Genomic DNA, 12,985 nt, shown 5'->3' on the forward strand with positions numbered 1-12,985 from the left:
AAAGAGGCGCCGCTATCCGGGACAAAAAAGGATGACGCCGCACGCGTGCCGCATGTCTCGATGACCCGAGGCATGCGGCGGGCGTGAGGGTAACGCCATTTCAGGCCTGCTGCCGGGCCTGGTCCATGAATTCGCGCAGGATGCGCCCGGTATGCGAGGCATCCTTCGCAGCCATCACGTCCTCGGGCGAGCCTTGGGCCACCAGCTGACCGCCGCCCGTGCCGCCTTCGGGGCCCAGGTCCAGCAGCCAGTCGGCTTCGGCGATCACGTCCAGGTTGTGCTCGATCACGACCACCGTGTTGCCGGCCTCGACCAGGCGGTGCAGCACGTGCACCAGCTTCTCGACGTCGGCCATGGACAGGCCCACCGTGGGCTCGTCCAGCACGTACAGCGTGTGCGGCGCGCGCGAGGCGCGGCCGGTCTTGAACACGCCTTCGGTCATGCGCGCCTTGGACAGTTCGGTGACCAGCTTGATGCGCTGCGCCTCGCCGCCGGACAGGGTGGGCGAGGGCTGGCCCAGCGTCAGGTAGCCCAGGCCCACGTCCTGCATCAGTTGCAGGGGCCGCAGGATCTTGGGATGCGAGGCGAAGTAGCCGATGGCGTCGTCCACTTCCATGGACAGCACCTCGCCGGCGTTTTTGTCGCGCATCTTCACGCTGAGCGTGTCGCTGTTGAAGCGCGCGCCATTGCAGGCATCGCACGGCACCTTCACGTCGGGCAGGAAGCTCATTTCGATGGTGCGCATGCCCTGGCCTTCGCAGACCGGGCAGCGGCCGTCGCCGGTATTGAACGAGAAGCGCGCGCCGGTCCAGCCGCGCACGCGCGATTCGCGCATTTCGGCGAACAGCTTGCGCACGTCGTCCCAGAAACCCACGTAGGTGGCCGGGCACGAACGCGGCGTCTTGCCGATGGGGGTCTGGTCCACTTCCAGCACGCGGTCAAGCAGCTCCCAGCCGGTGATGCGCTCGCAGCCGCCCCAGGCCGGCGCCTTGCGCTGCGAGACGGCCTGGGTCAGGTTGTCCAGCAGCACCTCGCGCGCCAGCGTGGACTTGCCCGAGCCGGACACGCCGGTGACGACCGTGAGGCGGCCCACCGGAATGCGCGCGTCCACGCTGCGCAGGTTGTGCAGGCGAGCGCCCTTGATCTCGATCATGGGCGTGTCGGCCTCGATGGGCCGGCGGCCATTCAGCGGATGCGCCAGCGGCTTCGCCAGGTAGCGGCCCGTGACGGACTCGGGCGAGGCCACCAGGTCTTCGGCCGTGCCCTGCGCCACCACGCGGCCGCCGCGGATGCCCGCGCCCGGTCCGATGTCGATGATGTGCGAGGCGCGGCGGATGGTGTCGTCGTCGTGCTCGACCACCACCAGCGTGTTGCCGTTGCCTTCCAGGCGCGCCAGCGCGTCCAGCAGGATGCGGTTGTCGCGCGGATGCAGGCCGATGGTGGGTTCGTCCAGCACGTAGCACACGCCCTGCAGGTTGGAGCCCAACTGCGCCGCCAGGCGGATGCGCTGGGCTTCGCCGCCCGACAGCGTGGGCGCGGCGCGGTCCAGCGCCAGGTAGCCCAGGCCGACCTCTTGCATGAAGGTCAGGCGGCCGCGGATCTCGGCCAGGATGTCGCGCGCGATCTCGCCTTCGCGCCCGCGCGCCACCAGGCCGGTGAAGAAGGTGTGCGCATCGCTGACCGGCAGCGAGGCCAGTTCGGCGATAGAGCGGCCGCGCCATTGCACGGCCAGCGCCACGCGGTTCAGGCGTTGGCCGTGGCATACGCCGCAAGGCTTGGCCTCGCCCTCGTACCAGGCGTTCCAGGCGGTTTCCTCGCCGGTCTGCTCGGCATCGAAGCCCTGCAATTGCAGGCCCGTGCCGAAGCAGCCCGTGCACCAGCCGTGCTTGGAGTTGTACGAGAACAGGCGCGGATCGGGTTCGGGGAAGCTGGTGCCGCACGACGGGCAGGCGCGTTTCACCGAGAAATGCTGGTGCTGCAGGTCGCTGTCCAGCGCCTCGTGCAGCTTGTCCACCGGCCACACCACGTTGAGGATGCCCTGGCCGTGTTCCAGCGCGCTCTTGACCGCGGCGCGCAGTTCATCCTCGCGCGCCGGATCGACCACCACGTCGGCCACCGGCAGTTCGATGGTGTGTTCCTTGTAGCGGTCCAGGCGCGGCCACGGCGATACCGGGATGAAGGCGCCGTCCACGCGCAGGTGCGTATGGCCCTTGCCCGCGGCCCACTTGGCCAGATCGGTGTAATAGCCCTTGCGCGCGGTGACCAGCGGCGCCAGGATGCCGATATGCTGGCCCTTGTGTTCGCGCAGCAGGCGCGCCACGATCTGGTCGGTGTTCTGCGGTTCGACGGCCACGTGGCAATCAGGGCAGAACTGCGTGCCCAGCTTCATGTACAGCAGGCGCAGGAAGTGGTGGATCTCGGTCATCGTGGCCACGGTCGACTTGCGGCCGCCGCGGCTGGTGCGCTGTTCGATGGCCACCGTGGGCGGGATGCCGAAGATGGCGTCCACGTCCGGCTTGCCGGCCGGCTGCACGATGGCGCGCGCGTAGGCGTTCAGCGATTCCAGGTAACGGCGCTGGCCTTCGTTGAACAGGATGTCGAAGGCCAGGGTCGATTTGCCCGAGCCCGATACGCCGGTGATCACCGTGAACTTGTCGCGCGGAATCTCGACGCTGACGTTCTTCAGGTTGTGCTCGCGCGCGTTCAGGATCTCGATGGCCTGGTTGGCCTTGCGGCGGCGCCGCATCAGCGATTGCAGCGGCGTGCCGGCCACCGTCGCCGCGGCTTCGGCGTCCGGGCCATAGGCCGCGCCCGGTTCGGCCAGCGCCGGCACCAGTCCGGTCTGCTCGGCTTCCTGCGCTTCCATGTCGGTGGACACCACCACGTCGGCGGGCACGGGCGAGGCCGGCAGCACCGAGCCTTCGTATTCGCGCAGCGCGTGGCCCGTGTACGAACGCGGGTTGTCCATCAGGTCTTGCGGCGTGCCCACGCCGACCAGTTCGCCGCCGGCATCGCCGCCGTCGGGGCCGAGGTCGATCAGCCAGTCGGCCGCGCGGATCACGTCCAGGTTGTGCTCGATGACCAGCAGCGTGTGGCCCGCGGCCAGCAGCTTGCGGAAGGCGCGCATCAGCCGCGCCACGTCGTCGAAATGCAGGCCGGTGGTGGGTTCGTCGAACAGGAACAGGCTGCCCTTCTTGGCGACACGGGCGGTGGAGATGCCGCTGCGCGCCGCCTCGGCCAGGTGGCCGGCCAGCTTCAGGCGCTGGGCTTCGCCGCCCGACAGCGTGGGCACGGGCTGGCCCAGGCGCACGTATTCCAGGCCCACGTCGGCCAGCGGCGCCAGCCCGGTCTGCACGTCGCGCAGGCCCTTGAAGAATTCGAGCGCCTCGTTGACGGTCATGTCCAGGACTTCGTCGATGGACGCACTCTTGCCCAGGTGCTCGACGCGGACTTCCAGCACCTCGGGGCGGAAGCGCTTGCCGTCGCAATCGGGACAGCGCAGGTACACGTCGGACAGGAACTGCATCTCGACGTGTTCGAAGCCGGTGCCGCCGCAGGTGGGGCAGCGGCCATCGCCGCTGTTGAAGCTGAACGTGCCGGCGGTGTAGCCGCGCTCGCGCGACAGCGGCGCCTGCGCGTACAGCTTGCGGATGGCGTCGAACGCGCCGACGTAGCTGGCCGGGTTGGACCGCGCGGTCTTGCCGATGGGCGTCTGGTCGACCATGACGACCTCGGCGATCTGCTCGGCGCCCAGCAGGCGGTCGAATTCGCCGGGGGACTCGGTGGGCTTGCCCTGGTGCTTCAGCAGCGCGGGATACAGCACGTCCTGCACCAGTGTGGACTTGCCCGAGCCGGACACGCCGGTGACGCACACCAGGCGGCCCAGCGGCAGTTCGACCGAGACGTTGCGCAGGTTGTGCGCGCGCGCGCCTTCCAGGATGAGTTTGGGCGTGTTGGCCGCCACCGGCATGGGCCGCGGCGCCTCGACGCGCTGGCGGCCGCCCAGGTAGTCGCCCGTCAGTGTCGCGGACGCGCGCAGTTGCTCCGGCGTGCCGTCGAACACGATGCGGCCGCCGCGTTCGCCGGGGCCGGGACCGATGTCGATGATGCGGTCGGCCGCCACCATGACCTGCGGATCGTGCTCGACCACCACCAGCGTGTTGCCGGCATCGCGCAGGCGATGCATGACCTCGACCACGCGGTGCATGTCGCGCGGATGCAGGCCGATGGAGGGCTCGTCCAGCACGAACAGCGTGTTGACCAGCGAGGTGCCCAGGGCGGTGGTCAGGTTGATGCGCTGCACCTCGCCGCCCGACAGCGTGCGGCTCTGGCGGTCCAGCGTCAGGTAGCCCAGGCCCACGTCGCACAGGAAGCGCAGGCGTGCGCGGGCCTCGGTCAGCAGCAGGTCGGAGGCCGCGTCCATCACGCCTTCCAGGCGCAGGCCGTCGAAGAACTTGCGCACACGCTCGATGGGCAGCAGCATCATGTCGTGGATCGACAGGCCGTCCAGCGAGTTCAGCAGGTCGCGGCTCCAGCTGACGCCGACGGGCAGGAAGCGCTTGTAGCGTTCGTCATCCGGTGGCAGGACCGCATCGGCGTCGGCTTTCGACCCCAGACGCCACAGCAAGGCATCCGACTTCAGGCGCGCGCCGCCGCATGTGGGGCAGGGCGTGTAGCTGCGGTACTTCGACAGCAGCACGCGCACGTGCATCTTGTAGGCCTTGCTTTCCAGCCATTCGAAGAAGCGGTGCACGCCGTACCACTGCGTCTTCCAGGCCTGGCTGCCGCCCTTGAAATCGGGGTCGCCGTTCAGCACCCAGTCGCGCTGCGCCTGCGTCATGTTCTTCCACGGCACACCCAGCGGGATGCCGGCGCGTGGCGCGTACTTCGCCAGCTCGACCTGGCATTCCTTGAACGACGGGGTCTGCCAGGGCTTGATGGCGCCTTCGAGCAGGGTCTTGCCTTCGTCGGGGATGACCAGGCCGAGGTCGATGCCGATGACGCGGCCGAAGCCTCGGCAGCTTTCGCATGCGCCCAGGGGCGAGTTGAACGAGAAGCTGCTGGGCAGCGGGTCGTTGTATTCGATGTCGCAGTCGGCGCAGTGCAGCCGGTCGCTGTATTTCCAGACGGCGCTGTCCTGGCCTTCGTCGTTGACGACGTGCACGGCCAGGTGGCCGGCGCCCATGCGCAGCGCGGTGTCCAGCGCCTCCATCACGCGCTCGCGCTCGGCGCCCGCGAAGCGGAAGCGGTCCTGCACCACGTGCAGGATGCGGCGCGCCGCGACGGGCTCGGCCGTCTTGCTCTTGCCCTTGCCGCGCGACACCTGCTTGACCGCGCCCTCCTTGGGCTCGGACTCGGCGTGCACGCGGGTATAGCCCTGCTGCTCGAGAAAGCCGCGCACTTCGTCTTCGGTGAAGTTGGCGGGCACGGGCAGCGGGAAGGTGATGACCAGGCGGGGATCGCCCGCGGCCTGCGCCTGCTCGGCCACCGCGCGGTGGATGGAGTCGGGCGAGTCGCGCCGCACCGGCTTGCCGCAGCAGCGGCAGAACAACGTGGCGCCGCGCGCATACAGCAGCTTCAGGTGGTCGTTCAGCTCGGTCATCGTGCCGACGGTGCTGCGCGAACTGCGCACCGGATTGGTCTGGTCGATGGCGATGGCGGGCAGGATGCCCTCGATGCGGTCGACTTGCGGCTTGTCCATGCGGTCCAGGAACTGGCGCGCATAGGGCGAGAAGGTTTCCACGTAGCGGCGCTGGCCTTCGGCGTACAGCGTGTCGAAGGCCAGCGAACTCTTGCCCGACCCCGAGACGCCGGTGACGACGACCAGTTCGCCGGTGGCGATGGTCACGTCCAGGTTCTTCAGGTTGTTCTGGCGGGCGCCAACAATGCGGATTTCGGAGCTCATGGGGTGATCGTAGCCTGTGTCCGGCCGGGCGCCGGAAATGAGGGGCGGATAGGGAGGGGCGCAGAGATATCTGTATATATGAACAGTATCTCAGATTCACATGGTCTTACGCCATAGCTGGGGACAGACGCGCATAATCAAAGCAGGAAATGAGGCCGGCACGCCGTTTTTCCGGGCGCGCCGGACGATCCGTCCCAGCGGGATGCTCCCTGCCGACAGAGGTGCCATGACCGATCCTGATTCCCTGCATGCCCGCCTGCTGGCCGCGCGCGTCGTGCCGGTGCTGCGCTATACCGATCCCGCCCAGGCCGCCTACGCCGTCGAGGTGGCCGTGGCCGCCGGTTGCGGCACCCTGGAACTGACCTGCACCATCCCCGGCGTGGCCGACCTGGTGCGGGTGCTGCGCGAGAAACATGGCAACGCATTGTTGCTGGGGGTGGGCACGGTGCTGCACGAAGACCAGGCGCGCGATGCCCTGGTGGCGGGCGCCGACTTCCTGGTGTCGCCGGGCCATACGCCCGGCCTGGTCGAGATGGCCCATGCCGCCGGCGCCTTGTGCCTGCTGGGCGCCTTCACGCCGACCGAAGTGCTGGCCGCGCGCGATGCGGGGGCCGATCTGGTGAAGATATTTCCTGCCGAGACGGGCGGCCCCGGCCACGTGGCGGCGCTGGCATCCGTGTTTCCCGACACCGCCTTCTGTCCCACGGGCGGCGTCACGCGGCAGAACATGGGCGCGTATTTCGCGGCGGGCGCGGCGCTGGTGGGCATGGGCGGCAACCTGTACGACAAGGCTGCGTTCGCGGCGCGCGACACCGCCGCGCTGGTCAGGCAGGTCGGGCAGATCCGTGAGGAGGCGATGCATCATGACTGAATTCGATGTCGTGGGATTGGGTGAGGCCCTGATCGAGTTCAACCAGACGCGGCCCGGGCAGCCCGAGTATCGGCAGGGGTTCGGCGGCGACACCTCCAATGCGGTGATCGCCGCGGCCCGCCAGGGCGCGCGCTGCGCCTACCTGACACGCGTGGGCGAGGATGCCTTCGGACAGCAATTGCTGGACCTGTGGGAAGCAGAAGGAGTGGACACCCGTGGCGTGCAGCGCGATGCCGATGCCCATACCGGCGTGTATTTCGTGCAGCATGGCCCCGATGGGCATGTCTTCAGTTATCTGCGGCGGGATTCCGCCGCCGCGCGCATGCGGCCCGAACACATCGACGTGGACCTGGTCGAGCGCGCCCGTTTTTTGCACGTGTCCGGCATCAGCCTGGCCATCAGCGACAGCGCCTGCGACACGGTGTTCGCCGCCATCGCGCGGGCGCGTTCGGCGGGCGTGCAGGTCAGCCTGGATTCCAATCTGCGCCTGGGGTTGTGGCCGCTGGACCGGGCGCGGGCCATCCTGCGCGAGGCGCTGCGGCATGCCGACCTGTTCCTGCCCAGCCTGGACGACCTGCGGCATTTCACGGGCCATGAAGATCCGGGCCGCACGCTGGACTGGATCCGCGAGGCCGGCGCGCCGGACACCGTGGTGCTGAAGCTGGGCAAGGACGGGGCGATGCTGGACGAGGGCGGCCGGCGCACGGCCATCGCCAGCCAGCGCGTGCAGGCCGTCGACGCAACGGGCGCGGGCGACTGTTTCGCGGGCAACCTCCTGGCGCGGCGCTGCCAAGGCGATGCGTGGCAGGATGCGGTGCGCTATGCCAACGCGGCAGCCGCGTTGTCGACGCTGGGTTATGGGGCGGTCGACCCCCTGCCGCGGCCCGGGCAGGTGCGGCAACTTCTGCAACAGGGTTGATCCCGCATCCGCCGGGCCGCCGTGGCGTTGCGCCGTTTTAACGTCCCCGTTTTTCATTGAGAGGGCCATTTGCCAGATGGCCGATTCCAAGGCTAGAATTCCGAGTTATCCCTGATTTCGCCGTCCGCCTTTTCGGCCTGATCCGAGCAGACCCGAAACACAATCGAATAGAACCTCTACCGGAGAATAGTCATGGCCGAACGTAAACGCGTCCGTCGTAACACCCTGGAACGCCGCTGCCTGGGCAAGGCCTTCAAGCGCCTGTTCGTCAAGTCGCCCAAGGGCGTGTTCAAGATGCTGGAGAAGGTCAAGCGCGTGTAATTGCGCTGGCGGTGGTGGGCAGTTTGCCCGCCGCAAATCTCTGCGCGAACGTCTGTCCAGACGCTGGACCGTTCAGCCCGTTCGAGATCCAAGGCCTGGGTCCGGTGCCACACCGGACCCAGGCCTTTCGCATTGGGCTCGACGTCCGCTTGCGGCGCTACATGCGCCAGCGCAGCGTCATCATGGCGTTGCGCGGCTCGCCGTAGATCACGTTGCTGTAGAACGACGTGCCCAGGTAATACTTCCTGTCGAAGACATTGCTGACGGCCAGGTTCGCGCTCAGATTCCTGGAGATGTCGTAGCGCGCCATCAGGTTCGCCACGGCGTAGCTGCCCTGCCTGAAGCGGACCGTGGCGCCTTCGCCAGCAAGCACGCCCGCCGCCGGCCTGGCGAGGTCGCTGTAGGTGCTGCTATTCCAGTCCACGCCGCCGCCCACCGTCAGCCGGTTGAACGCGCCCGGAAGCTTGTAAGTGGTGAACAGGCGGAACACGCTGCGGGGGATATCCGGATTGACCCGCGTGCCCGCACTGTCCTGCGCGATCTGATGCGTGTATCCGGCCCCGATGTTCCAGCCGGGTCGGATCTGTCCATTGATCTCCAGTTCGATGCCCTTGGAGCGCACGCCCGGCGCCGCTCGGTAAAAGGTCGACGTTCCGTGTGTGCCGGCGGCTTGCGCGAGGTTGTCCTGGTCGATGCGGAACAGCGCCGCCGAGGCATTCAGCGCGCCACCGAAGTATTCGCCCTTGACGCCGGTTTCATAGGCGTTGCCACGGGCCGGAGGAAGCACGCTGCCCTGCTCGTCGACGTCGTTCTGCGGGTGGTAGATCCTGGTGTAGCTGGCATAGGCGGAATGGTGCGCGCCCATGTCGTAGACCAGGCCGGCATACGGAGTGATGACACCGTTTTCCCGGTTGTCGTAGCGGGTGTATTGGGTCGGGGCGGGATTCGTGTTGTCCTGCTGCCGCCGGTAGCTGGCCACGCGCGCGCCGAGGATGACCGCCAGCCGGTCCGTGGGATGCAGCCGCGCGGCGCCATACGCGCCCAGATCCACGTTCTTGCCGGTGTAGTGTTCGGGATCGCGCATCGGGGGCATCGGATCGTCGTGATCCCACGTGTAGATGCTGCTGGAAAGCGCCGGGTACGCCAGGGGATACCAGGCTCTGCCGTCGTGGGTCTGGCGCGAAGCGCCGATGCCCACCACCAGCTCATGCGTGCGTCCGCCCCACTGGAATGGGCCGGATGCATAGACGTCCACGGCGTTGGTGCGGTCGGCTTCATCGAATTTGCCGGGGAACTGGAAGGCATTGCCCCCCGTGGCCTTGTCCGGATACACCCCGCGGACCGCCCAGCCACCCCATGCGCTCAGCTCGGAAGCGAATCCGCTGCGATAGTGGTTGAAGCTGGCCTTGATCTCCCAGCCATTGCCGAATGCGCGATCGAGGGTGACGAAGACGTTGCGCGTATCTTCGTCCCACCAGCTCCAGCGCGTGGCGGTGCTGTAGGCGCGGGAAAAGTGAGTGCGGGTGCCATCGCTCCAGAACGGCGGCAGGCCGCCCCAGGTTACGCCGGTCGCCTTGTTGGTTTGCGTGTCCATGCCGAGGGTCAGCACGGTCGACGGCGTCAGGTCTGCCTGGATCACGCCGTAGCCCACCGTGCGGCGTTTCGCGTAGAAATCCATGAACGAGTTGCCGTCGGAATAGGCGCCCACGATGCGTCCTCTGACGGTTCCCGCCGCATTCAACGGCCCGGAGAGGTCCGCTTCCGCCCGATGGCGGTCCCAGGATCCCGCGCTCAGCGCCGCAGAGGCCTGGAAGGCGGACGTCGGCATCTTGCGCACGAGATTGAGGCTGGCCCCCGGATTGCCGGTGCCGGTCATGAGGCCGCTGGCGCCCCGCACGATTTCGACCCGGTCGTAGATGGCCATGTCGGACTGCTTTTTCCCGTTGCTGGAGTACTGGTCGCTGGCATAGGAGGGCACGCCGTCGTAGAGGATGTCGTCCACCCGGAAGCCCCGCGCATAGAAGTGCACGCGTTCGGAATCCTGCGGCTGGATGCTGATGCCCGGGCTCTGCCCGACCACCTGCGTGATGTCGTTCAATTGCTGGTCTTCGATGCGCTGCCGCGTCATGACGGTCACGGACTGCGGTGTCTGGCGCAGGGACAGCGGCAGCCGGGTCGATGCCGCCGTCTGCGCCGTGGTATAGGAGGCCGTGCCTTCGGTGGTCGGACTGGAGGCGCCGCCGGTCACCGTCACGGTTCCCAGCGTGGCGATCGAGGCCTCGTCGGCGGCGGACCGGGCCGCTCCAGCGTCATCCTGCGATTGGGCCCAAGCCGCCAGCGGCGCCGCCAGCGCCAGTGCGCAGGCGGTTTGCGCAAGCGGGATATGCGGTCGGCGCGCGCGTGGGCGCGGTCCCGCCGTCGTGGGGGCAGTGCGGGTCTTCATGGTGATCCTTCAGGTCGGCGCAGGCGCGGAGCGGGCGGCCAATCGTCCTTCCGGCACGGTCCGAAAATTATTGAACGAGACGTATTTCTATCTTTAGGCAAATAAAAAGGCATCCGGTCCTAGCCGGCGGCCACATCCTTGTGATCCCGCGTGCCGTGTTTCCAGTAGCCCACGTCGTGGGACTTGATCCTGCCGCCGCAAGCATGCATGGCCAGGTAGCGCCGGGCCTTTTGCGCGACGGCAGCCTCGGCCGCGATCCAGACCAGGCCGGGTTGGCTGCCGGGCAGTGACTGTCCGGCCAGCAGGGCAAGCAGGCCGCCGTCGTCGCCGGGGCGGGCCAACGCGCTGGTGACCGATACATTGGCCCGGTGCGGCAGGACGTGCTCGTCGTCCTGTGACGGCAGCGTCAGCAGCACGCGGATCGGCGTGCTTTCCGGCGCATGCTCGATCAGGCTCGCCATGGCCGGCATCGCCGAGGCGTCTCCCGCCAGGACCATCCAGGCATGCCTGGCCTCGATATCATGGCCGCCGCGCGGCCCGGCAATCTGGACCGCATCGCCGGTGCGCGCGGTCCCTCCGGCCCACTGAGAGAGCGGGCCTGCCGCTTCATGCAGGACGACATCGACGTCGATCTCTCCCGCCGCGGGCCGGTGACGGCGCACCGTGTAGGCACGCCCGACCGCGCCATGAGGATCCGAGTCGTTCGGCAAGAACAGCTTGATCCATTGCGCCGCCCTGGTCACCGGAAGACCGTGCAGCGCATCGCCGGCCAGCGTGATCCGCCTGATGCTGGGACTGATCTGGCGCAGGCGCGCCACGCGCGCCGGATGCCGCCGGTAGCTCGACGATGCGCCGATCACGAGCGGCTCGGCCTCCAGTCGACGTTGGCGCGCCGCGATGAACTGGCGCGGCCCCACGGAGATGCTGGCCTGGTTCATTGCCTGCGCGCATTGGAAGAATGCGTGGAGCAGCGACGTCCGGTCCAGGCCGGACGTGGCCGCGCCCGGGGGAGGCGCCCGATCGAGCGAGAGCCGGTGCAGCGTGGCGAGGACGCTCAGCTCGTCCATTGAGACGAATGGCGACGCGGGGCCGTAGAGCGTCAGGCCGCGCGTGGCTTCGGCCAGCAGGCGGCTCAGCTTGGCGAATGCCCAGATTCCTTCGGGCGAGATGCGCAGCGCCGCCAGCGTGCGCCCCGCATCGGCGCTGTCTTCGCTGCCACGCGCCAGCTTCCGCAAGGCGAGGATCAGGTGCCGTTCGATGCGGGTGCAGTGATTGCGCAAGGTCCAGAGCACAGGGGGGCTTTGCCTGCCGTCCTGCGGCCGATGGCCGGGCGTCGTCGTGGACATGGCCGGCCCGGTTCAGCCCTGCTTGTCCGACACGGACGAACGAGCCAGGTCCAGCGCCTGCGCGTGCGTCGCGGTGGCCGTCTGCGGAACGCCGAAGGCCCGGCTGAGACCGTCCAGTTGTGCCTGCAACGCCTCGCGTCGCTGCTCGTCGGGTTCGATGGTGACCAATGCCCGGCACAGCGCCGCCAGCGCGTCGCGATATTGCTTGAGCCACTGGCCCCTGATCTTGCGGTCCTCGTGCGTTTCGTCGAACGAGCTTTCGGGATAGATCACCGCGAAAGGCTCGCCCCGGGCGAGCAGCGCGTCCATGTCCTGCACCCATCGGGCCGCGTAGCCTGGTACGGCCGCCTCGGGAAGAAAGCGGATGACGGGATAGGTATCGACGGCGTGGACCGACAGCAGAGGGGGGGACATGGTGGACTCCTGGGCAGGCATTCGGGGATGGGGGAGATGGGCCGCGCGTCAATGTTCGGCGGCCTCGCCGGGGCGCAGCAGATCGATCAGTGGGGTCAGCAGCGCGTGGGCACAGGCGGCGGCACGTTCGGGGGTGTGGGCCGCGATGGCTTCGACCAGGCAGGCGTGGGCAGCCAGGTCCGGCTCGGGCAGATCGCCGACGGCCATGATGGCGCAGTTGTGGCTGCGCACGGCCGCAGAGAAATGGTGGTAAAGCGCCTGCAGCGCGTCATTGTGGGCGGCGTCGGCGACGGCCAGGTGCAGCGCGGCGTCCCGGTCCAGGAATGCCTCCAGTGCGTCGGCCGGCGTGTCTTCGGCCTGGCGGTATTCGCCGCGTTGCGCCAGGGCCGCCCGCAGGCGTTCGATGTCCTGGGCAGTGGCGCGCCGGGCCGCGAAGCGGGCCGCCTCGGTTTCCAGCATGCGCTGCATTTCCAGGTGGTCCAGCAGGCTGGCTCGGGACAGGCCGCGCAGGGTTTCGGCGGGATCGACCGCGCTGCGCACATAGGTGCCGTCGCCCTGGCGGACTTCGAGCATGTGCGAATGGGAGAGCACCCGCACCGCCTCGCGCACGGTATTGCGGCCGACGCCGAACTGCCCGGCCAGATCCGCTTCCGGCGGAATGCGTTCTCCGACCGGCCATTGCCGGCTGCCGATCTGCTCGCGGATGGCGGCGATCGTGGCGTCGACCAGGGAACGGCGTTCGATGGGCGGGAGGGTAGGCATGATG

The 12,985-nt window shown here is 68.3% G+C and carries 8 protein-coding genes; 3 read left to right on the forward strand and 5 right to left on the reverse strand.

Annotation, left to right across the window (positions count from 1 at the left end; translation table 11 throughout):
• Positions 1-100 precede the first annotated feature (100 nt).
• Complete coding sequence (gene uvrA / locus A7W11_RS03730; RefSeq protein WP_066408281.1) at positions 101-5,905, reverse strand: excinuclease ABC subunit UvrA; 5,805 nt, start codon at positions 5,903-5,905, stop codon at positions 101-103.
• Between the two features lie 226 nt (positions 5,906-6,131).
• Between uvrA and A7W11_RS03735 the strand changes: the two genes are divergently transcribed.
• The 3 genes from A7W11_RS03735 (at position 6,132) to A7W11_RS28970 (ending at position 8,016) form a co-directional block, all read left to right on the forward strand.
• The gene (locus A7W11_RS03735; RefSeq protein WP_066408283.1) at positions 6,132-6,776 is read left to right on the forward strand and encodes a bifunctional 4-hydroxy-2-oxoglutarate aldolase/2-dehydro-3-deoxy-phosphogluconate aldolase; all 645 of its coding nucleotides are present in this window, start codon (positions 6,132-6,134) and stop codon (positions 6,774-6,776) included.
• Positions 6,769-7,695 (forward strand): sugar kinase, encoded by a 927-nt coding sequence (locus tag A7W11_RS03740; protein ID WP_066408294.1) that lies wholly within the window; start codon positions 6,769-6,771, stop codon positions 7,693-7,695. Before A7W11_RS03735 ends, A7W11_RS03740 begins: the two co-directional genes overlap by 8 nt.
• Before the next feature lie 192 nt (positions 7,696-7,887).
• On the forward strand, positions 7,888-8,016 hold the full coding sequence (locus A7W11_RS28970; RefSeq protein WP_019936597.1) for a hypothetical protein: 129 nt from the start codon (positions 7,888-7,890) through the stop codon (positions 8,014-8,016).
• Between the two features lie 157 nt (positions 8,017-8,173).
• On the opposite strand, the gene A7W11_RS03745 is transcribed toward A7W11_RS28970, so the two are convergent.
• The 4 genes from A7W11_RS03745 to A7W11_RS03760 form a co-directional block, all read right to left on the reverse strand.
• Positions 8,174-10,459 carry a TonB-dependent siderophore receptor gene (locus A7W11_RS03745; RefSeq protein ID WP_066408295.1) on the reverse strand — a complete coding sequence of 762 codons (2,286 nt, stop codon included), beginning with the start codon at positions 10,457-10,459 and terminating at the stop codon, positions 8,174-8,176.
• 119 nt (positions 10,460-10,578) lie between these two features.
• Positions 10,579-11,805, reverse strand: coding sequence for a siderophore-interacting protein (locus A7W11_RS03750; protein WP_082887064.1), 1,227 nt, complete (start codon positions 11,803-11,805; stop codon positions 10,579-10,581).
• 12 nt (positions 11,806-11,817) lie between these two features.
• Positions 11,818-12,219 (reverse strand): hypothetical protein, encoded by a 402-nt coding sequence (locus tag A7W11_RS03755; RefSeq protein WP_066408299.1) that lies wholly within the window; start codon positions 12,217-12,219, stop codon positions 11,818-11,820.
• A 48-nt stretch (positions 12,220-12,267) separates the two neighbouring features.
• Complete coding sequence (locus A7W11_RS03760; protein WP_066408306.1) at positions 12,268-12,981, reverse strand: FadR/GntR family transcriptional regulator; 714 nt, start codon at positions 12,979-12,981, stop codon at positions 12,268-12,270.
• Positions 12,982-12,985 lie beyond the last annotated feature (4 nt).

Origin of the sequence: Bordetella ansorpii (assembly GCF_900078315.1) — a bacterium.
GTDB lineage: Bacteria > Pseudomonadota > Gammaproteobacteria > Burkholderiales > Burkholderiaceae_B > Bordetella > Bordetella ansorpii.

Bases quoted from the DNA above. Each gene is read 5' to 3' on its own strand.
- uvrA (WP_066408281.1), bottom strand. From the start codon at position 5,905: ATGAGCTCCGAAATCCGCATTGTTGGCGCCCGCCAGAACAACCTGAAG.
- A7W11_RS03735 (WP_066408283.1), top strand. From the start codon at position 6,132: ATGACCGATCCTGATTCCCTGCATGCCCGCCTGCTGGCCGCGCGCGTC.
- A7W11_RS03740 (WP_066408294.1), top strand. From the start codon at position 6,769: ATGACTGAATTCGATGTCGTGGGATTGGGTGAGGCCCTGATCGAGTTC.
- A7W11_RS28970 (WP_019936597.1), top strand. From the start codon at position 7,888: ATGGCCGAACGTAAACGCGTCCGTCGTAACACCCTGGAACGCCGCTGC.
- A7W11_RS03745 (WP_066408295.1), bottom strand. From the start codon at position 10,459: ATGAAGACCCGCACTGCCCCCACGACGGCGGGACCGCGCCCACGCGCG.
- A7W11_RS03750 (WP_082887064.1), bottom strand. From the start codon at position 11,805: ATGTCCACGACGACGCCCGGCCATCGGCCGCAGGACGGCAGGCAAAGC.
- A7W11_RS03755 (WP_066408299.1), bottom strand. From the start codon at position 12,219: ATGTCCCCCCCTCTGCTGTCGGTCCACGCCGTCGATACCTATCCCGTC.
- A7W11_RS03760 (WP_066408306.1), bottom strand. From the start codon at position 12,981: ATGCCTACCCTCCCGCCCATCGAACGCCGTTCCCTGGTCGACGCCACG.